Raw genomic sequence first — 19,936 nt, forward strand, 5'->3', positions numbered from 1 at the left:
CACTGTGCGGGTGACCCCCGAAGAACTCTCCGCCGCAGTGACCGCAGTGCTCGCCGAGGCCGTCGAGGCCGGCGAGCTGTCCGTCGAGCTCCCCGAGACCGTCGTGGTCGAGCGCCCCAAGAGCCGCGAGCACGGCGACTGGGCGACCACCGTCGCGCTGCAGCTGGCGAAGCAGGCCGGGATGCCCCCGCGCGAGCTCGCCGAGCTCCTCGCCGCCCGGCTGCGCGAGCGCGACGGCATCGCCGCCGTCGACGTCGCCGGCCCCGGCTTCGTCAACATCACGCTCGACGTCGCGGCCGCCGGCGAGCTGGCCCGCACCATCGTCGAGGCGGGGGAGGCCTTCGGGCAGTCCGAGGCCCTGGCCGGTCGCACGGTGAACCTCGAGTACGTCTCGGCCAACCCGACCGGCCCGCTGCACATCGGCCACACCCGCTGGGCGGCCCTCGGCGACGCCGTCGCCCGGCTGCTGCGCGCCGCCGGGGCCGAGCTGACCACCGAGTACTACATCAACGACGCCGGCAACCAGATGGGCGTCTTCGCCGACTCGGTGATCTCGCGGATGCACGGCGAGGACGTCCCCGAGGGCGGCTATCCCGGCGAGTACGTCGTCGAGCTCGCCGAGGAGGTCGTGGCCGCGCGCCCCGACGTGGTCGACATGGCCCGCGAGCAGGCGCGGCCGATCGTCCGCGAGCTGGCCTACGAGGCGCAGCTGGGCCGGATCAAGGACACGCTGGAGCGCTTCGGCGTCCACTTCGACGTCTTCTTCTCCGAGCAGAGCCTGCACAGCGAGGGGAAGGTCGCCGCGGCGGTGGACACGCTGCGCGCCCAGGGGCACATCGAGGACCGCGACGGCGCGGTGTGGCTGCGCACCAGTGACTTCGGCGACGACAAGGACCGCGTGCTGTTCAAAGCCGACGGCGACGCCACCTACTTCGCGGCCGACGCCGCCTACTACCTGTCCAAGCGGGAGCGCGGCTTCACCGAGAAGATCTACCTGCTCGGTGCCGACCACCACGGCTATGTCGCCCGGCTGAAGGCCATCGCCGCCTGCGCCGGCGACGACCCCGAGCACCACATCGAGGTGCTCATCGGCCAGCTGATGAGCGTCAAGGGCGCGAAGCTCTCCAAGCGCGCCGGCAACATCATCGAGCTCGACGACCTCATCGAGTGGCTCGGCGCCGACGCGCTGCGCTACACCCTGGCGCGCTACCCGGCCGACTCGCCGATCGACGTCGACCCGGACCTGCTGCGCTCGAAGACCAACGACAACCCGGTCTTCTACGTCCAGTACGCCCATGCGCGGGCCTGCAACGCCGCGGCCAACGCCGCCGCGGCCGGAGTGGACCGCTCCGGCTTCGACGCCGCGCTGCTGACCCACCAGGCCGAGGAGGAGCTGCTCTCCCAGCTGGGTCGCTTCCCCTCGATCGTCGCCTCGGCCGCCGAGCTCCGCGAGCCCCATCGCGTGGCCCGCCATCTGGAGTCGCTGGCCGCGGCCTACCACGGCTGGTACGCCGCCTGCCGGATGGCTCCCAGCGTCGGGCGCGACGGCGTGGCCGATCCGGTGACCGACCTGAACCGCACGCGGCTGTGGCTCAACGACGCCACGGCGCAGGTGCTGCGCAACGGTCTGCACCTGCTCGGCGTCTCGGCCCCGGAGAAGATGTGATGAGCGAGCAGAGCACCGCGCAGAACAGCGAGCAGAACAGCGCGCAGAACGGCGAGCAGGCCGGCGGGCAGACTGCGCCGCATCCGCTGGCGCCCGACTGGCTGAGCCCGATCACCGACAGCGCCGGCCTCGAGCAGGCCCTGCTGCCCGCCGACGCGCAGCGCGACGACGCCGGTCGGCTGACCATCGGCGGCGTCGACGTCGAGACGCTGGCCGCCGAGCACGGCACGCCGCTGTATGTGCTCAGCGAGGCCGACTTCCGCCGTCGCGCCCGGCAGTACCGCGAGTCCTTCGCCGCGGCCTTCGCCCCGCATGCCGAGGTCGACGTCTTCTACGCCGGCAAGGCCTTCCTGAGCACGCACGCCGCGCGCTGGGCCGCCGAGGAGGGGCTGTGCGTGGACACCGCCTCCGGCGGGGAGCTGGCCGTCGCGCTGGCCGCCGGCGTCGACCCGGCGCGCCTCGGGCTGCACGGCAACAACAAGTCCGACGCCGAGATCCTCCGGGCGCTGCGCGCCGGGGTCGGCCGGATCATCGCCGACTCCCTGGAGGAGCTCGAGCGCATCGAGCAGCTCGCCGCCGCCGAGGCGACGACGGCGCCGGTGATGCTGCGGCTGACGCCGGGCGTGCACGCCTCGACGCACGAATACATCGCCACCGCCCACGAGGACCAGAAGTTCGGCCTCTCGCTGACCCCGCCGGGCGGCGTGCCGGGGGAGGACGGATCCGCCGACGGTGCCTCCGACGGCGTCGCCGCGCATCGCGGTTCGGCGGCCTGGACCGCCGTGGAGCGGGCGCTGGCCGGCGAGCACATCGAGCTGCGCGGACTGCACTGCCACATCGGCTCGCAGATCTTCGAGCCGGAGGGCTTCGAGCTCGCGGCCACCCGACTGATCGGCCTGCTGGGCGCCGTGCGCGCGGCCCACGGCGTCGAGCTGGCCGAGCTCGACCTCGGCGGCGGCCACGGCATCGCCTACACCGAGGCCGACGCCCCGCGCCACCCGGCGCAGATCGCCGAGGCGCTGGCGGCCACCGTGGTCTCGGCCTGCGCGCGGCGCGAGCTGGCGGTCCCGCGGATCTCCATCGAGCCCGGCCGCTCCATCGTCGGCCCCGCGGGGGTGACCCTCTACCGGGTCGGCGTGCAGAAGGACGTCCAAGTCGACCTCGACGACGGCTCCACGGCGATGCGCCGGTACGTCGCCGTCGACGGCGGGATGAGCGACAACGCCCGGGGGGTGCTCTACGACGCCGACTACTCGGCGGTGCTCGCCGGCCGGAAGGTCGTCGGCGAGCATGCGCTGTCTCGCATCGTGGGCAAACACTGCGAATCCGGCGACATCGTCGTGCGCGACGTATACTTGCCGACGACGACGGCGCGGGACGATCTGCTCGCCGTGCCGGCCACCGGTGCCTACTGCCACTCGCTGTCGAGCAACTACAACCTGCTGACCCGTCCCGCCGTGGTCTCCGTCGCCGACGGCCGGTCGCAGGTGCTGATCCGCCGCGAGACGGAGGAGCAGATGCTCGGCCGGGACACCGGGTACTCGTCGTGAACCGTCGTCGGATCCGAACCGGCGTCCGACTCTGACCTGACCGTCCTCGGGCCGCACCGTCGAGGCGGTCCGACGCACCGAAGATTGAGGTGACCATGGCCAGCACAGCTGCCCCGCTCACGATCGGCCTGCTGGGGGCGGGCTCCGTCGGCTCCCAGGTGGCGCGGACCCTGGTGGAGGAGCGCGAGCTGATCAGCTCGCGCGTCGGCGCCCCCGTCCGGCTGGCGGGCGTCGCCGTCCGCGACGTCGAGGCCCCGCGCGACTGGCGCATCCCCGGCGAGCTGCTGACCACCGACGCCGAGGCGCTGGTCGACCAGGTCGACGTCGTCGTCGAGCTGCTCGGCGGGCTGGAGCCGGCCGGGTCGCTGATCGAGCGCGCGCTGCGCCGCGGCGCCGGCGTAGTCACCGGCAACAAGGCGCTGCTGGCCACCCGCGGTGCCGAGCTGGCCGCGATCGCCGCCGAGGCCGACGTGCCGCTGCACTACGAGGCCGCCGTCGGTGGGGCGATCCCGATCCTGCGGCCGATCCAGGAGTCGCTCTCCGGCGACCGCATCACCAAGGTGATGGGCATCGTCAACGGCACGACGAACTACATCCTGGACCAGATGGACACCACCGGTGCGGCCTTCGACGACGCGCTGCACGAGGCGCAGCGGCTGGGCTACGCCGAGGCCGATCCGACCGCCGACGTCGAGGGCCACGACGCCGCGGCGAAGGCCGCCATCCTGGGCACGCTGGGCTTCCATGCGCCGTTCACCATCGACGACGTGCACTGCGAGGGCATCACCCAGGTGACCTCCTCGGACATCGAGGCCGCGGCGGCGTCGGGATACGTCATCAAGCTGCTGGCCATCGCCGAGCGCTTCGACGGCGAGGGCGCGGTGCTGCGCGTGCACCCGACTCTGCTGCCGCGCACCCACCCGCTGGCCAGCGTCCGCGGCGCGTTCAACGCCGTCTTCGTCGTCGCCGAGAACGCCGGCGAGCTGATGTTCTACGGCCAGGGCGCCGGCGGACTGCCGACGTCCTCGGCGGTGCTGGGCGACCTGGTATCGGCGGCGCGCAGCGTGCGGACCGCCGGTGCGCCGGCCGAGCTGTCGGCCACCGACACCACGATGACCGCGCTGCCGATCACCAAGGCGACCACGCGCTACTACGTCGATCTGGAGGTCGCTGACCGCGAAGGCGTGATCGCCGAGATCGCCCGCGTCTTCGCCGACCACCACGTCTCCATCGAGGCGATGCGCCAGCCCGGCAGCGTCTCGGCCGACGGCGAGGTGGACACCGACCAGGACAGCGGGGCGATCGTGCAGATCGTCACCCACCAGGCTCGCGAGAAGGCGCTGGCCGACACGGTGGAGACGCTGAAGGAGAAGGAGGTCGTCCGCGCGGTCAGCTCCGTGCTGCGCGTGGAGATCGACCAGCAGTCCTGAGCCGGCGGGCCGGCCTCGATCGGCCTCGATCGACTGAGACCGGTCCGACTCGCATCGGACAGACCCCGACCGCCCCCGACCGGAGGAGAGCATCAGCCGTGGCGCACCAGTGGCGCGGAGTCATCCGCGAATACGCCGACCGACTGCCCGTCGGCCCCGAGGACCGGATCATCACGCTGGGGGAGGGAGGCACCCCGCTGGTGCCCGCCCCGGCGCTGTCCGAGCTGATCGACGGCGACGTGCGGCTCAAAGTCGAGGGGATGAACCCCACCGGCTCCTTCAAGGACCGCGGGATGACGATGGCGATGACTGCCGCGGTGGCCGACGGCGCCCGGGCGGTGGTCTGCGCCTCCACCGGAAACACCTCGGCCTCGGCGGCGGCCTACGCCGCGCGGGCGGGGCTGACCTGCGCAGTGCTGGTGCCGCGCGGCAACATCGCCATGGGCAAGCTCAGCCAGGCCATCGCCCACGGCGCGGAGATCATCCAGGTCGACGGCAACTTCGACGGCTGCCTCGACGTCGCCCGCAAGCTCGCCGAGGCCTATCCGGTCTTCCTGGTGAACTCGGTCAATCCCTCCCGCATCGAGGGGCAGAAGACCGGCGCCTTCGAGGTCGTCGACGCCCTCGGCGACGCCCCGGACTATCACGTGCTGCCGGTGGGCAACGCCGGCAACATCACCGCCTACTGGCGCGGCTATCAGGAGTACGCCCGGCCGTGGCGCCCCGAGGGCGGCGACGACGACGTCGAGCCGCTGGGCCCGCGGGCGACGCGCACCCCGACGATGTGGGGCTTCCAGGCGGCCGGCTCGGCGCCGATCGTCGCCGGGCACCCGATCGACGAGCCGGACACCGTCGCCACGGCGATCCGCATCGGCAACCCGGCCTCCTGGGAGCAGGCCGAAGCGGCCCGCGACGACTCCGGCGGGCTCATCGAGGCCGTCACCGACGAGGAGATCCTGACCGCCCACCGCTGGCTCTCGGCGCGGGAGAGCGTCTTCGTCGAGCCGGCCTCGGCCGCCGGCGTCGCCGGTCTGCTGAGGAAGCACGCCGCCGGCGAGGTCCCGTCCGGCAGCACGGTGGTCATCACGGTCACCGGCCACGGGCTGAAGGACCCGGACTGGGCGGTGAAGAACGCCGCGGAGGCCGGTGCCGAGCCCACCGAGCTGCCGCAGGACGTCGAGACCGTCGCCCGGCACCTGGGCCTGTGACGGAGACGCCGGTGAGCACCGCATCCAGCCGCGCCGCGTCCTCGCCCGAGCCGGTCTCCGTCGTCGACTCCGCGCCCGATCTCGTCGAGGCGCTCGACGCCCCGTGCTCGATGAGGCTGCGCGTGCCGGCGACCTCGGCGAACCTGGGGCCCGGGTATGACTGCATGGGTCTGGCGCTGGGGCTGCACGACGAGATCGTCGTCGAGGCCGCACCCCGCGCCGCGGAATCGGCCGCGGAGGTTCGCGTCGACGTCGACGGCGAGGGCGCCGAGGCGCTGCCCACCGACGCCTCGCATCTGGTGGTCACGCTGATCGAGCGCATCCTCGCCGCCCGCGGGATCCGGCTGCCGGACCTGACCGTGCGGGCCAGCAATCGGATCCCGCACAGCCGGGGCCTGGGGTCCTCGGCCGCGGCCATCGCCTCGGCGGTGACCGTCGCCGACCAGCTGCTGCCCGAGGGGCTGGACGCCGACGAGCAGCTGCAGATCGGCGCGCGCATCGAGGGGCACCCCGACAACTATGCTCCGGCGCTGCGCGGCGGACTGGCCGTGTCCTGGCGCGAGGGGGAGACCTTCCGCACGGCGCGGCTGCTGCCGCATCCGCGGCTGCGCACTGTGCTCGCCGTGCCGGCGGCGGAGCAGTCCACGACCGTCGCGCGGGGAGTGCTGCCCGAGCAGATCCCGCATGCCGAGGCTGCCGACAACTCGGCCCGCTCGGCGCTGCTCGTCCATGCGCTGACCGCCGAGCCGGAGCTGCTGCTCCCGGCGACCGAGGACCGGCTGCACCAGCAGCAGCGGCGGGGCGCCTTCCCCGCCTCGATGGCGCTGGTGGACCGGCTCCGCGACGCCGGCCACGCCGCGGTGATCTCCGGAGCGGGGCCGTCGGTGCTGGTGCTGGCCGACGGCGACGAGGCCGCCGAGGCCGCCCGTCGCCGCATCGGCGAGGCGGTCGACGTCGTCGATCCCGCCGCGACCGGCGCCGAGGGCGGTCGGGACCATGAGGCGGGTCCCGACACATGGCGCTCGCTGATCCTGCCGATCAGTGACGTGGGTGCTACAGTGGAAGCACACCGGCGATGATCACGCCGAGTCCGGAGCCGGCACCCCCCGCGGGTGCGGCACCCCGGTCCCGGCACCATCCACACGGCAGAGTTGGACGCCGTGCGAACGATCACCGATGTTCCCGCGCGAGTCGCGCACCCTCTGCCGCACAGCGGCGTCGCACGCCCTGCCTCATCGGCAGGACCTGCCTCTCTGCGTCCGGCGTGCCCCTCACAGGACGTGCCCTGTGCACCGGCGAGACGTGCCCGACCTGATCGACGTGCGACGACCATCGGAGCGCTGGAATCACCGATAAGCCGACGGCCATCTGACGAGCCGTTGAAGACACGCCGCAGGGAGTCGACGTCGCGCCGCGTCCGATGAGCGGAGGCACCGCGATCACCCTGCCCGACGAGGGGGAAGGAATCCTTCGTGACAGACACCACCGCTGAGACCACTGAGGCTCAGGGCACCGGAACGCCCGCCGAGGGCACCGAGAATTCCGCCGATGCGAAGAACGCGGGTCTGGCCGGGCTGAAGATGGCCCAGCTGCAGGCTCTGGCCTCGCAGCTCGGCATCACCGGCGGCTCGCGGATGCGCAAGCAGCAGCTGGTCGAGGCCATCTCCTCGCACCAGCGCGGCGGCGCCGTCGCCGAGCGCCAGGAGAAGGCCAAGCAGGCCGAGAAGCAGACTGAGAAGCAGGCCGACGCCTCGGGCGACGCGGCCCCGGACGGCCACGGCTCGGAGGGCTCCGACCAGCAGAAGTCCCGGCGCGGCGGCAAGGGCCGCGGCCAGGACAAGAGCCAGGACCAGAGCCAGAACCAGGACAAGGACCAGTCCCAGGGCGGGCAGGAGCAGGCCGGCCAGCAGGACGGCGGGTCGGGCGACCAGCAGAGTTCCCGCGGAGGCAGTGGGTCCAAGGGCCAGAACCAGCAGGGCCAGCAGCAGAAGGGCCAGCAGGACGGCCAGAAGGGCCAGAATCAGCAGGGTCAGCAGGACGGCCAGAAGGGCGGCAACAAGCACCGCCGCAATCGTGGCCGGGGCGACGACCAGAACGACGCCGGCCAGCAGAAGAACGACGGCGGCGGCCAGCAGAACCAGCAGGGCCAGAAGGGCGACGGCGGTCGCGGCGGCCGGAACGGCAGCGGTCAGAACAACGGTCAGAACAGCGGCCAGAACAGCGGCCAGAACAACGCGCCGAAGAACGGTCCGAAGAACGACGGCGGCGGTCGCGGCAACGACGACGACGGACGCCGCAGCCGGCGCAACCGCAACCGCAACGACCGCGGGAACCGGCGCAAGGGCCGGAGCAACCCGGAGGTCGACGACACCGAGCTGACCGACGACGACGTCCTGCTGCCGGTCGCCGGCATCCTGGACGTGCTGGACAACTACGCCTTCGTCCGCACCTCCGGCTACCTGCCGGGTCAGAACGACGTCTACGTCTCGCTGAACCAGGTCAAGCGGCATCACCTGCGCAAGGGTGACGCCGTCCACGGCTACATCCGCGCCCCGCGCGACGGGGAGAGCAACTCCGGCAAGAACAAGAAGTTCAACCCGCTGGTGAAGCTCGAGTCGGTCAACGGCCGTCCGGCCGACCAGAACGACGGTCGCGTGGACTTCGGCAAGCTGGTGCCGCTCTACCCGCAGGAGCGCCTGCGGCTGGAGAACGACCCCAAGGAGGTCGGCAACCGCGTCATCGACCTCGTCTCGCCGATCGGCAAGGGCCAGCGCGGGCTCATCGTCTCGCCGCCCAAGGCCGGCAAGACGCTGATCCTGCAGGCGCTGGCTCGGGCCATCAAGGCGAACAACCCCGAGGTGCACCTGATGATGGTGCTCGTCGACGAGCGGCCCGAAGAGGTCACCGACATGCAGCGGACCGTCGACGGCGAAGTCATCGCCTCGACGTTCGACCGTCCGGCCGACGACCACACCACCGTCGCGGAGCTGGCCATCGAGCGGGCCAAGCGCCTGGTCGAGATGGGCAAGGACGTCGTCGTGCTGCTCGACTCGATGACGCGACTGGGCCGGGCCTACAACACCGCCGCGCCGGCCTCGGGCCGGATCCTCTCCGGCGGCGTCGACGCCAATGCGCTGTACCCGCCAAAGCGGTTCTTCGGCGCGGCGCGCAACATCGAGAACGGCGGGTCGCTGACGATCCTGGCCACTGCGCTGGTCGAGACCGGCTCGCGCATGGACGAGGTCATCTTCGAGGAGTTCAAGGGCACCGGCAACATGGAGCTGCGCCTGTCGCGGCACCTGGCCGACCGGCGCATCTTCCCGGCGGTGGACGTCAACGCGTCCTCCACCCGCCGCGAGGAGAACCTGCTCTCGCCCGAGGAGATCAAGATCATGTGGAAGCTGCGCCGGGTCCTCTCCGGACTGGAGCAGCAGCAGGGCCTGGAGCTGCTCATCAACAAGCTCAAGGAGACGAAGTCCAACGCGGAGTTCCTCCTGCTGGCCAACAAGACGACCCTCGGCGACAAGAAGGACTAGCGCCGCAGGTCCGCCTCGGCCCGGGACGCCTCGTGCGTCCCGGGCCGAAGCCGTCCCGCGCCCCGCCTCCCGTCCCTCCCGTCGAAGAAGGTCCCCGCCATGTCCAGTCCCGACGCCTCGCTGACCGAGAGCATGCTCGCCTCCGCCGACGCGCTGCTGGCCGAGCATGCCGAGCTGCAGGAGCGCCTCGCCGACCCCGACGTCCACGCCGACCAGGCGCTGGCCCGTCGGCTGGGGCGCCGCTACGCCCGGCTGAACGGCGTCGTCGAGGCGCACCGTCGCTGGTCCCGGGCGGAGGAGGATCTCGCCGCCGCGCGCGAGCTCGCCGGCGAGGATCCGGAGTTCGCCGAGGAGGCCGAGCGGCTGGCCGTCGAGCACGAGCAGGCCGCCGACCGGCTGCTGCGCATGCTGATCCCGCGCGACGAGAACGACGCCCGCGACGTCATCGTCGAGATCAAGGGCGGCGCCGGCGGCGACGAGGCCGCGCTCTTCGCCGGCGACCTGCTGCGGATGTACACCCGCTATGCGGAGTCCAAGGGGTGGAAGACCGAGGTGCTCTCCTCGACGCCGTCGGACCTGGGCGGGGTGAAGGACGTCCAGCTCTCGGTCCGCTCGTCGACGAACGATCCGGCCCAGGGCGTCCACGCCCACCTGAAGTACGAGGGCGGGGTCCATCGCGTCCAGCGCGTCCCGGAGACCGAGTCCCAGGGGAGGATCCACACCTCGGCCGCGGCCGTGCTGGCGATGCCGGAGGTCGACGAGCCCGAGGAGATCGAGCTCCACCCGAACGATCTGAAGATCGACGTCTACCGCTCCTCGGGGCCGGGCGGTCAGTCGGTCAACACCACGGACTCGGCGGTGCGGATCACTCATCTGCCCACCGGGATCGTGGTGGCGATGCAGAACGAGAAGTCCCAGCTGCAGAACCGCGACGCGGCCATGCGCGTGCTGCGCTCTCGGCTGCTCGCCCACCAGCAGGAGGAGATCGACGCCGAGAACGCCGCCGCGCGCGCCTCGCAGGTGCGCACGATGGACCGTTCCGAACGGATCCGGACCTACAACTTCCCGGAGAACCGGATCGTCGATCACCGGACCGGGTACAAGGCCTACAACCTCGACACGGTGATGGGCGGCGACCTGGAGGCCGTCGTGCAGTCCTGCATCCAGCTCGACGAGCAGGAGCGGCTCGCCGCGCTGGCGGATGCGGTGGGCGGGCCCGCAGGGCAGCCCGGAGCCGAGCCGAGGGACTCGTGAGCGAGGGCGTGTCCGGCCTCGGGACCGATCTCGAGGAGGCGATGCGTGCTGCGGTCGCGCGGCTGACCGAGGCCGAGGTGCCCTCGCCGCGGGCGGATGCCGAGCTGCTGGCCGCCCACGTCCTCGGCGTCTCGCGCGGACGGGCCGCGGCCCTGGCGCTGGGCGGCGCCCGGCTCGAGGACGCAACGGCCGAGCGGTTCGAGCTGCTGGTCGCCGAACGGTCCCGCCGGCTGCCGCTGCAGCACCTCACCGGCCTCGCCCCGTTCCGCGACCTGCAGCTGCGGGTCGGCCCGGGGGTCTTCGTCCCGCGGCCGGAGACCGAGCAGGTCGCCCAGATCGCCCTGGACCGCCTGCACCGTCTCTCCGGAGAGCGCGGGGAGCTCAGGGAGCACAGGGCGGCCGACGGCGCCGGGCTGCGCGTGCTCGACCTGGGCACCGGATCCGGAGCGCTGGCCGCGGCCGTGGCCGCCGAGCTGCCCGGCGCCGAGGTCCACGCCGTCGAGGTCTCCGCCGAGGCGGCGGCCTGGGCCGCGCTGAATCTCGAGCCGCTCGGGGTGCATCTGCACTGCGCCGACCTCCGCGACCTGCCGGAGGACTGGGCGGAGACGTTCGACGTCGTCGTCTCCAATCCGCCCTATATTCCGACCTCGATGGTTCCGGTCGAGGTCGAGGTCCGCGAGCATGATCCCGAGGTCGCCCTCTACGGCGGGGGCGAGGACGGGCTGTCGCTGCCGCACCAGGTCGTCGAGGTCGCGGCGATGCTGCTGCGCGAGGACGGGTGGTTCATCATGGAGCACGCCGAGGAGCAGGCCGAGCCGCTGGCCGCCCGCTGCGCGGCGCATCCCCGGCTGACGGCGGTGCGCACCCACCAGGATCTGACCGGCCGCGATCGGGCGACCAGCGCCGCGCGGCGGTCCTCGATGTCCGAGAACACCACCACGACCATGGAAGAATGACGCGCGTGAGCCATATCGTCGACTGTCTCGATCCCGACGCCCGTTCCGCCGGCCTCGCCGCGGCCCACGAGGCCGTGCAGCGCGGCGAGTGCGTCGTGCTGCCGACCGACACCGTCTACGGCATCGGCGTGGATGCCTTCTCGCCGCAGGCGGTGAGCATCCTGCTGGCCGCCAAGGGGCGCAACCGCACGATGCCGCCGCCGGTGCTGATCGGCTCGGCGGCGGTGATGGACGCGCTGGCCGACGAGGTGCCCGAGGTCGCCCGGCGCCTGGCCGAGGCCTTCTGGCCCGGCGCGCTGACCCTCATCCTGCCGGCGCAGCCGTCGCTGGCCTGGGACCTGGGAGAGACCCGCGGCACCGTCGCGCTGCGCATGCCCGCCGACGACCTCGCCCTGGATCTGCTGGGACAGGTGGGGCCGATGGCCGTCTCCTCGGCCAATCGCACCTCGCTGCCCGCGGCGACGACGGCGGCCGAGGCCGAGCAGATGCTCGGCGAGGCGGTCAGCGTCTACCTCGACGACGGCGAGCGGAGCACCACGCGCCCCTCGACCATCGTCGACTGCACGCTCGCAACCCCGCAGATCGTCCGCGAGGGGGCGGTGAGCCCGGCCGAGCTGCAGGCGGTCGTCGGCGAGGTCCGCGGCCCGCAGACCGACGACCAAGGCTGAGCGCCGCGACGTCGCCGCATGATCTACTTCCTCATCGTCCTCACCGTCTCGGCGGTGGTGACCTATGCCCTCACCCCGCCGGTCCGCCGCATCGCGCTGCATCTGGGCGTCTATACGCCCGTGCGCACGCGCGACATGCACCGGGGGCGGATGCCGCGCTGGGGCGGGGCGGCGATGTTCGTCGGGATGGTGGTCGGGCTCGCCGCGGCCTCGGCGATCCCGTACCTCAGCGGGATCTTCGCCGATCTCACCCCGGTCCGCGGAGTCTTCCTGGCGATGATCATCATCCTGGTGGTGGGCCTGGCCGACGACGCCTGGGACATCCATTGGGCGGTGAAGCTACTGGGGCAGATCGCCTCGGGAGTGGTGCTCGTCGCCCACGGCATGCGGCTGGAGGTCATGCCGGTCGGCTGGCTGGGGGTCGGCGACGCCCCGGTGCAGGCGGGTCTGACGGTCTTCCTGGTGGTGCTGACCATCAATGCCTTCAACTTCATCGACGGCCTGGACGGGCTGGCCGCCGGCGTCGCGGCGCTCGGCGGCGGCGCGTTCTTCATCTACAGCTATCTGTTGACGCTGTCGATCAACGAGTTCGACGCCTCGAACCTGGTCACGCTGCTGATGGCGGTGCTGGTCGGCGCCTGCCTGGGCTTCCTGCCGCACAACTTCCACCCGGCCCGGATCATCATGGGCGACACCGGCGCGATGCTGCTGGGCCTGGTGATGGCGGCCGGCGCCGTGGCGGTGACCTCCGACGTCGGTCAGCTCGCCGAAGGCTTCCGGTTCCGCAACATCCCGGCCTACATGCCGGTGCTGCTGCCGCTGGCGGTGATCCTGCTGCCGGTGCTCGACCTCGCGCTGGCCGTCGTCCGCCGCACCGCCCGCGGCGCCTCGCCGTTCAGCCCGGACCGCGGGCATCTGCACCACAAGCTCATCGACGAGGGCTATTCGCATCCCCAGGCCGTGCTGCTGCTGCACCTGTGGTCGGGGCTCTTCGCCTTCGGCGCGGTGTCCTTCAACTTCCTGCCGTGGTGGCTGGTCAGTGCGGCCATGCTCCTCTCGCTGGGGCTGGCCAGCGTGCTCACGCTCGGGCCGTGGCTGCAGCGGCGCGCGCGGCGGACGAACCGCGAGGCCGCCCTCGCCGGTCTGCGGCGGCGCCGGCGCGGGCCGGTGCGCGCCGACGTGGCCGATCTCGACGACCTCGACGCTCCGCAGGAGGACCGATGACCTCGACGTCGGACGCGGGACGCCGCCGCGCCGTGGTGCGCGGCACCGGCTGGCGGCCGGTGCTGGTCGCCGCCGTCGTCGCCGGCACGGCGATCACCGGGCTCGCGGCGCTGCTGGCGCTGCTGGTGGCCGGGGGAGAGGCCGCGCTCAGCGCTCTGGCCGGAGGGGCGGCGGTGCTGGTGCTCTCCGCGACGAGCCTGGCGCTCATCGACCTCGCCGAGCGGCGGACCCCGCGGCTGACCGTGCCGCTGTTCCTCGTCGCCTTCGTCATCAAAGTCATCGGTCTGGTGCTGCTGGCCCAGCAGGCCGCGGCCCCGGACTGGGTCCGCCCGGGATGGGCGGCCGTCACCGCCGCCGTGGTCGTCGTCGGCTGGCAGGCCGCCGAGATCCGCGCGTTCCTGGGGATGCGCGTCACCGTCGACCCGACGTCGGACTGAGCGCGGCACCGCCGCCCGGGGCGCCGCCGTCGACGGACGGCGTGCGGCGCGGCTCCGGCCGACGCCGATCTTTCTACAGCATGTAGTACAGTTGATCCCGCGTTTCCGGCGCGGTCGCTGCGTGACCCCCGTCATTTGATAGGCTGACCGATGACCGCGCCACGGCGATGGATGCTTCCCGGTCCACCGCACGACGACGATCAGTCCTGACAGGCAGAGCTCGACGCTGTGTGCAGGCATGCTCACGTGCGTGCACCGGAGGAGATCCCGCCCTGCGCACCAGACCACCGCGAGACGGAGGCCCCTCCGGATCGCCGATGCCCGGGGCACGTGCCCGATGACGGACACCGCAGAGAGGACCAGCGTTGCACTCGCTTGCGCTCGCAGCCGCCGACAATGAGGGCGGCTTCACCCCGCCGACCCTCGACGAGACCCACCTGCCGGAGATCCTGCCGTGGATGGCCGAATGGGGGACCGGCTTCGGCAAGCAGATGCTGATGATCGTGCTGTCCATCGTGCTCATCTGGTGGTTCTTCTCCGCCGCGATCCGCAAGCGGGCCCTCGTGCCCTCGCGCCTCCAGTATCTGGCCGAGTCCGGCTACGGCTTCGTGCGCAACACGATGGCCCGCGACGTCATCGGCGAGAAGCACTTCATGACCTGGGTGCCGCTGCTCTTCGGCATCTTCTTCTTCATCCTGATCAACAACCTCTTCGGCGCGATCCCGCTGTTGCAGCTGCCCAGCTTCTCGCATGTCGGCGCCGCCTACGCGATGGCCGGCATCGTCTGGATCCTCTGGGTCGGCGTGGGCTTCCAGAAGTACGGGCTGCGCTACGTCAAGCTCGTCGCGGTGCCCTCCGGCGTGCCGAAGCCGCTGCTCATCCTGCTGGTCCCGCTGGAGATCCTGTCGAACTTCATCATCCGCCCGGTGACGCACTCGCTGCGTCTGATGGCGGTCATGCTGGCCGGCCACGTCATCGTGATGCTGGTCGGCTCCGGCGCGGAGTTCCTCATCACCCAGCAGGAGTCGCTGGCCATGAACGCCACCGGCGTGCTGGTGCTGCTGGGCTTCATCCCGATGTACTTCCTCGAGCTGGCGATGATGATCCTGCAGGCCTTCGTCTTCACGCTGCTCACCGCCGTCTACCTGCAGGGTGCCCTCGAGGCCGAGGCCCACTGAGGCGGCGACCCCCAGACTCACGGAGGGCCTCCCTCCGGAAGCGACGCACTCCACGCGCGGCGCGGAGCGTCACCCCATCCCGCAAGCCGCCGGGGCCCGCCCCGGCGACATCACAGAAAGAGAGCACAAGGACATGGACGGAAACCTGAACATGATCGGCATGGGCCTCGCCGGCACCGGTGCGGCCATCGGCATCGGCCTGGTCTTCGCGGCCTACATCAACGGTGTGGCCCGTCAGCCCGAGGCTCAGCGCATCCTGCAGCCGATCGCCCTGCTGGGCTTCGCACTGGCCGAGGCAGTCTTCGTTCTGGCTCTGGTCTTCGCCTTCGTCCTCTGACCGGTCCCGGTGACGTCGCGTCGAGCTCCTCGCCGCGACTCTCGTGACCCTCAGGACCACAGATCAAGGAAATGGGTGAACACATGATCAGCGCAGACGTGCTCCACGCCGCCGGCGAGGCGAGCCCGCTGGTTCCCAACCCCTGGGAGATCCTCGCCACCGGCCTCGGCTTCATCGTGCTGATGTTCGTCGTGGTGAAGTTCATCGTGCCGGCCTTCGAGAAGACGTACCAGCAGCGGGTCGAGGCCATCGAGGGCGGCCTGAACAAGGCGGAGGAGGCCCAGGCCGAGGCCGAGGCCATGAAGGCTCGCTACGAGCAGAGCCTGGCCGACGCGCACGCCGAGGCGAGCCGTCTCCGCGAGGAGGCCCGCGCCGAGGGTGCCCAGATCGTCGCCGAGCACAAGGAGAAGGCGGCGACCGAAGCGGCGCGCATCACCGAGCAGGCTCAGCAGCAGATCTCCGCCGAGCGTCAGCAGGCCTTCGTCTCGCTGCGTCAGGACGTCGGCAGTCTGGCCACCCAGCTGGCCGGCCGCATCGTCGGCGAGGCGCTGGACGACGACGCCCGCTCGCAGCGCGTGGTCGACCGCTTCCTGGCTGACCTGGACGCCGAGCAGACGGACCAGAGCCGGACGGGGGCTGCGCAGTAATGGCCGCGGTGACCAGCGAATCCCTGGCGGCGGTGCTGCAGGAGCAGGCCCGGACTCTCGAGTCCGCCGACCTGAGCGTGGCCGAGGAGCTCTTCGGCGCGGTGGACGTGCTCGACTCCTCCTCGGCCCTGCGACGCAGCCTGACCGACCCGGCCCGGGAGCCCGATGAGCGGACCTCCGTGGTGCGCGGGCTCTTCGGCGAGAAGGTCGCTCCGACGACGCTGGCGCTGCTCGAGGCTCTGGTCTCGAAGCGGTTCAGCCGGGACCGGGACCTCGCCGACTCCGTCGAGACCCTGGCGGTGACAGTGGTGGCGCAGCAGGCCGAGGCCGACGGACTCGACGGGCTCGAGCGGCTGGAGACCCAGCTGCTGGCCTTCCGCCGGACGGTGGGGTCCTCGCACGAGGTGCAGCGGGCGCTGACCGAGCCGCAGGCCGGCGCGGAGGCGCTGTCGACTCTGGCGTCCCGACTCTCCCCGGACGCCGGGGCCGAGGCGCGGCTGCTGATCGACCGAGCCGTCGTCGCCCCGCGCGGACTGCGGCCCGAGGCACTGGTCGAGCGGTTCGCCGAGCAGGCGGCGGCCCGCCAGAGCCGCTGGATCGCTCGGGTCACCGTGGCCCAGGAGCTCGACGCCGACCGCCGCGAGCGGCTGCGTGCGAGCCTCGACCGGTACTTCGGCCGGGAGCTGAAGCTCGACGTCGTCGTCGACCCCGAGGTGGTCGGCGGCATCCGGGTGCAGGTCGGCGACGAGATCGTCGAATCGACGATCTCGGCGAAGGTCGACGACCTGCAGCGGAGACTGGCAGGCTGAGCGCCGGGACCTCCGGCATCGGCTCACTCGCGCGCGGCGGCGGTCGGCCCGACAGGTCGTCCATGCCGCCAGACGTGACACTTTGAACCATTCCGGCCGCAGCCGCGGCCATGACACAGGAGAGCAGGGACTGCAGATGGCCGACTTGACCATCAACGCCGACGACGTCCGCAATGCTTTGAACGAGTTCGCAGCGTCCTACGAGCCCGGCAGCGCCGAGCGCGTCGAAGTGGGACGCGTGATCTCCGCGGCCGACGGCATCGCCCGCGTCGAGGGACTGCCCTCGGCCATGGCCAACGAACTTCTTCGCTTCGAGGACGGGACGCTGGGCCTGGCCCAGAACCTGGACACCCGGGAGATCGGCACGGTCGTCCTCGGCGACTTCGAGGGCATCGAGGAGGGCCAGGAGGTCCGCCGGACCGGAGAGGTCCTGTCCATCCCGGTGGGCGACGAGTTCCTCGGCCGCGTCGTGGACCCGGTGGGCCAGCCCATCGACGACAAGGGCGAGATCGCCCCGGAGGGGCGTCGCGAGCTGGAGCTGCAGGCTCCGACGGTCGTGCAGCGCCAGTCGGTCGGGGAGCCGCTCCAGACCGGCCTGAAGGCCATCGACGCGATGATCCCGATCGGCCGCGGCCAGCGCCAGCTGATCATCGGCGACCGGCAGACCGGCAAGACCGCGATCGGCGTCGACGCGATCCTCAACCAGAAGGCGAACTGGGACTCCGGCGACCCGGACAAGCAGGTGCGCTGCATCTACGTCGCGATCGGCCAGAAGGCCTCCACCATCGCCTCGGTCCGCCAGACGCTGGCCGACCAGGGCGCGCTGGAGTACACCACGATCGTGGCCTCCCCGGCGTCCGACCCGGCCGGCTTCAAGTACCTGGCGCCGTTCGCCGGCTCGGCGATCGGCCAGCACTGGATGTACGGCGGCAAGCACGTGCTGATCGTCTTCGACGACCTCACCAAGCAGGCCGAGGCCTACCGCTCGGTCTCGCTGCTGCTCCGCCGTCCGCCGGGACGTGAGGCCTTCCCGGGCGACGTGTTCTACCTGCACTCCCGTCTGCTGGAGCGCTGCGCGAAGCTCTCCGACGACATGGGCGGCGGCTCGATGACCGGTCTGCCGATCGTCGAGACCAAGGCCAACGACGTCTCGGCCTACATCCCGACCAACGTCATCTCCATCACCGACGGCCAGATCTTCCTGCAGTCGGACCTGTTCAACGCCAACCAGCGTCCGGCCGTCGACGTCGGCATCTCGGTGTCCCGCGTGGGCGGCTCGGCGCAGGTCAAGGCGATGAAGAAGGTCGCCGGCACGCTGAAGCTGGACCTGGCCCAGTTCCGCGAGATGCAGGCGTTCTCGATGTTCGCCTCGGACCTCGACCCGGCCACGCGCCAGCAGCTGGTCCGCGGCGAGCGGCTCATGGAGCTGCTCAAGCAGGCCCAGTACACCCCGTACCCGGTCGAGCAGCAGGTCGTCTCGATCTGGGCCGGCGCGCAGGGTCACCTCGACGAGGTCGACACCGCCGACGTGCAGCGCTTCGAGTCCGAGTGGATCGACCACCTGCGCCGGCACAGCACGGTGCTGACCACTATCGCCGAGAGCGGCGCCTGGGGCGACGACCAGATCAACGCGCTGAACGAGGCCATGGAGTCCTTCAAGCCGACGTTCCAGTCGTCGACCGGCAAGCAGGTGTTCGCCGACGCGGAGCCGCTGTCCGAGGACGAGATCAACCAGGAGGAGATCGGGACTCAGCAGCGCTGAGCCGACTCGACCTCTCGTCGCCGTCGGCGCCGTCGCCCCGCCCCGTCGGGCGGTGACGGCGCCGACGGAGCCGACCATCTCAGGGAAGGACAAGCATGGGAGCCCAGATCCGGGTCTACCGCGAGAAGATCGCATCGACGTCGTCGATGAAGAAGATCTTCAAGGCGATGGAGCTGATCGCGACCTCGCGCATCGGCAAGGCGCGCGAGCGGGTGCAGGCCTCGCTGCCGTACGCGGAGGCCATCACCCGTGCGGTGTCGGCCGTCGCCTCGCAGGACGATGTCGAGCACGTGCTCACGCAGAAGGCGGAGGACCCGCAGCGCGCCGCAGTGCTCATCATGGCCTCGGACCGCGGCCTGGCCGGCGCCTACTCGACCAACGTGCTCAAGCGCGCCGAGTCGCTCATCGCCAAGCTGCAGGCCGAGGGCAAGGAGGTGCGCCCGTACCTCTACGGCCGCAAGGCTCAGGCCTACTTCGACTTCCGCGAGCGGGAGTACGACAAGGTCTGGACCGGCAAGACCGACGCGCCGGAGGTGTACACGGCTCGGGAGATCGGCGACGCGCTGATCGACCGATTCTCGCGCGGCGCCGACGCCGGCGGAGTCGACGAGCTCTACGTGGTGCACACCGAGTTCCAGTCGATGATCAGGCAGGAGCCGGTGGTCAAGCGCCTGCTGCCGCTGGCCTTCGTCGAGCAGCAGCCGGATTCCGGCGCGGACCCGCTGCCGCTCTACGAGTTCGAGCCCGGCCCCGAGGCGGTGCTCGACGCGCTGCTGCCGCGCTACGTGGAGTCGCGGATCTTTGCCGCGATGCTCGAGGCCGCCGCCTCCGAGCTGGCCGCCCGCCAGCGTGCGATGAAGTCGGCCGCGGACAACGCCGACGAGCTCATCCGGAAGTACACGCTGCTGCGCAACAACGCCCGCCAGGCCGAGATCACCCAGGAGCTCACCGAGCTCATCGGCGGCGCCGAGGCGCTGTCCGCCAGCTAGCGGCCGTCTCCGGGGCCGCCGGAGACCACGCAGACCACGTTCCGACATCATCCAAGATCAAGTGAAGTGAGAGAGATGACTGCCACCACGACCGAACAGGGCTCCTCCGGAGCCGTTCAGCCGGGCGCGACCGGTCGCATCGCACGTGTGATCGGCCCGGTCGTCGACGTCGAGTTCCCGTCCGACGCGATCCCGGAGCTGTACAACGCCCTGACCACCGAGATCACCACGAACGGCCAGACCCGCACGGTCACCTTCGAAACCTCGCAGCACCTGGGCGACAAC

At 71.5% G+C, this 19,936-nt stretch carries 17 protein-coding genes and 1 pseudogene; all 18 read left to right on the top strand.

The genetic code is table 11. The features are described from left to right. Positions 1–10 precede the first annotated feature (10 nt). Positions 11–1,666, top strand: a complete 1,656-nt coding sequence (gene argS, locus GCL72_RS05375) for an arginine--tRNA ligase (RefSeq protein ID WP_153143695.1) — start codon at positions 11–13, stop codon at positions 1,664–1,666. Further along, entirely contained in the window at positions 1,666–3,216 is a 1,551-nt protein-coding gene (gene lysA / locus GCL72_RS05380) for a diaminopimelate decarboxylase (RefSeq protein ID WP_246161033.1), read from the top strand. The genes argS and lysA overlap by 1 nt, the downstream gene beginning before the upstream one ends. A gap of 95 nt (positions 3,217–3,311) precedes the next feature. Beyond that, positions 3,312–4,646: a homoserine dehydrogenase gene (locus GCL72_RS05385; RefSeq protein ID WP_153143696.1), complete on the top strand. Its 1,335-nt coding sequence runs from the start codon at positions 3,312–3,314 to the stop codon at positions 4,644–4,646. Positions 4,647–4,744: 98 nt separating this feature from the next. Further along, positions 4,745–5,854 (top strand): threonine synthase, encoded by a 1,110-nt coding sequence (thrC, locus tag GCL72_RS05390; protein WP_153143697.1) that lies wholly within the window; start codon positions 4,745–4,747, stop codon positions 5,852–5,854. An 11-nt stretch (positions 5,855–5,865) separates the two neighbouring features. Continuing rightward, positions 5,866–6,933 (top strand): homoserine kinase, encoded by a 1,068-nt coding sequence (gene thrB / locus GCL72_RS05395; RefSeq protein ID WP_153143698.1) that lies wholly within the window; start codon positions 5,866–5,868, stop codon positions 6,931–6,933. A 501-nt stretch (positions 6,934–7,434) separates the two neighbouring features. Continuing rightward, positions 7,435–9,390, top strand: coding sequence for a transcription termination factor Rho (gene rho / locus GCL72_RS05400; protein ID WP_246161035.1), 1,956 nt, complete (start codon positions 7,435–7,437; stop codon positions 9,388–9,390). A 132-nt stretch (positions 9,391–9,522) separates the two neighbouring features. Next, positions 9,523–10,644 carry a peptide chain release factor 1 gene (gene prfA / locus GCL72_RS05405; RefSeq protein ID WP_153143710.1) on the top strand — a complete coding sequence of 374 codons (1,122 nt, stop codon included), beginning with the start codon at positions 9,523–9,525 and terminating at the stop codon, positions 10,642–10,644. Between the two features lie 41 nt (positions 10,645–10,685). After that, the gene (gene prmC, locus GCL72_RS05410; protein ID WP_153143700.1) at positions 10,686–11,600 is read left to right on the top strand and encodes a peptide chain release factor N(5)-glutamine methyltransferase; all 915 of its coding nucleotides are present in this window, start codon (positions 10,686–10,688) and stop codon (positions 11,598–11,600) included. Further along, positions 11,597–12,268 (top strand): L-threonylcarbamoyladenylate synthase, encoded by a 672-nt coding sequence (locus tag GCL72_RS05415; protein ID WP_153143701.1) that lies wholly within the window; start codon positions 11,597–11,599, stop codon positions 12,266–12,268. The genes prmC and GCL72_RS05415 overlap by 4 nt, the downstream gene beginning before the upstream one ends. Before the next feature lie 18 nt (positions 12,269–12,286). Next, a complete protein-coding gene (locus tag GCL72_RS05420; RefSeq protein ID WP_153143702.1) occupies positions 12,287–13,492 on the top strand; it encodes an MraY family glycosyltransferase in 1,206 nt (401 codons plus the stop codon). Continuing rightward, positions 13,489–13,929, top strand: a complete 441-nt coding sequence (locus GCL72_RS05425; RefSeq protein WP_153143703.1) for a hypothetical protein — start codon at positions 13,489–13,491, stop codon at positions 13,927–13,929. Before GCL72_RS05420 ends, GCL72_RS05425 begins: the two co-directional genes overlap by 4 nt. A 365-nt stretch (positions 13,930–14,294) precedes the next feature. After that, positions 14,295–15,107 (top strand): F0F1 ATP synthase subunit A, encoded by an 813-nt coding sequence (atpB, locus tag GCL72_RS05430; protein WP_153143704.1) that lies wholly within the window; start codon positions 14,295–14,297, stop codon positions 15,105–15,107. Positions 15,108–15,240: 133 nt separating this feature from the next. Beyond that, positions 15,241–15,444 carry an ATP synthase F0 subunit C gene (locus GCL72_RS05435; RefSeq protein ID WP_010525772.1) on the top strand — a complete coding sequence of 68 codons (204 nt, stop codon included), beginning with the start codon at positions 15,241–15,243 and terminating at the stop codon, positions 15,442–15,444. An 83-nt stretch (positions 15,445–15,527) separates the two neighbouring features. Beyond that, the gene (locus GCL72_RS05440) at positions 15,528–16,091 is read left to right on the top strand and encodes a F0F1 ATP synthase subunit B (protein WP_211364979.1); all 564 of its coding nucleotides are present in this window, start codon (positions 15,528–15,530) and stop codon (positions 16,089–16,091) included. After that, a complete protein-coding gene (locus GCL72_RS05445) occupies positions 16,091–16,900 on the top strand; it encodes a F0F1 ATP synthase subunit delta (RefSeq protein ID WP_153143706.1) in 810 nt (269 codons plus the stop codon). Before GCL72_RS05440 ends, GCL72_RS05445 begins: the two co-directional genes overlap by 1 nt. A gap of 136 nt (positions 16,901–17,036) precedes the next feature. Continuing rightward, positions 17,037–18,662 (top strand): F0F1 ATP synthase subunit alpha, encoded by a 1,626-nt coding sequence (gene atpA / locus GCL72_RS05450; RefSeq protein ID WP_153143707.1) that lies wholly within the window; start codon positions 17,037–17,039, stop codon positions 18,660–18,662. 95 nt (positions 18,663–18,757) lie between these two features. Next, complete coding sequence (locus GCL72_RS05455; protein ID WP_153143708.1) at positions 18,758–19,651, top strand: F0F1 ATP synthase subunit gamma; 894 nt, start codon at positions 18,758–18,760, stop codon at positions 19,649–19,651. Between the two features lie 75 nt (positions 19,652–19,726). Then, positions 19,727–19,936 (top strand): annotated as a pseudogene (locus tag GCL72_RS05460) (F0F1 ATP synthase subunit beta); the annotation flags it as partial.

This window comes from Nesterenkonia halophila (genome assembly GCF_009467795.1).
Classification (GTDB): Bacteria; Actinomycetota; Actinomycetes; order Actinomycetales; family Micrococcaceae; genus Nesterenkonia; species Nesterenkonia halobia.

Bases quoted from the DNA above. Each gene is read 5' to 3' on its own strand.
- lysA (WP_246161033.1), top strand. From the start codon at position 1,666: ATGAGCGAGCAGAGCACCGCGCAGAACAGCGAGCAGAACAGCGCGCAG.
- GCL72_RS05385 (WP_153143696.1), top strand. From the start codon at position 3,312: ATGGCCAGCACAGCTGCCCCGCTCACGATCGGCCTGCTGGGGGCGGGC.
- rho (WP_246161035.1), top strand. From the start codon at position 7,435: ATGGCCCAGCTGCAGGCTCTGGCCTCGCAGCTCGGCATCACCGGCGGC.
- prfA (WP_153143710.1), top strand. From the start codon at position 9,523: ATGCTCGCCTCCGCCGACGCGCTGCTGGCCGAGCATGCCGAGCTGCAG.
- prmC (WP_153143700.1), top strand. From the start codon at position 10,686: ATGCGTGCTGCGGTCGCGCGGCTGACCGAGGCCGAGGTGCCCTCGCCG.
- GCL72_RS05415 (WP_153143701.1), top strand. From the start codon at position 11,597: ATGACGCGCGTGAGCCATATCGTCGACTGTCTCGATCCCGACGCCCGT.
- GCL72_RS05420 (WP_153143702.1), top strand. From the start codon at position 12,287: ATGATCTACTTCCTCATCGTCCTCACCGTCTCGGCGGTGGTGACCTAT.
- GCL72_RS05425 (WP_153143703.1), top strand. From the start codon at position 13,489: ATGACCTCGACGTCGGACGCGGGACGCCGCCGCGCCGTGGTGCGCGGC.
- GCL72_RS05435 (WP_010525772.1), top strand. From the start codon at position 15,241: ATGGACGGAAACCTGAACATGATCGGCATGGGCCTCGCCGGCACCGGT.
- GCL72_RS05440 (WP_211364979.1), top strand. From the start codon at position 15,528: ATGATCAGCGCAGACGTGCTCCACGCCGCCGGCGAGGCGAGCCCGCTG.
- GCL72_RS05445 (WP_153143706.1), top strand. From the start codon at position 16,091: ATGGCCGCGGTGACCAGCGAATCCCTGGCGGCGGTGCTGCAGGAGCAG.
- atpA (WP_153143707.1), top strand. From the start codon at position 17,037: ATGGCCGACTTGACCATCAACGCCGACGACGTCCGCAATGCTTTGAAC.
- GCL72_RS05455 (WP_153143708.1), top strand. From the start codon at position 18,758: ATGGGAGCCCAGATCCGGGTCTACCGCGAGAAGATCGCATCGACGTCG.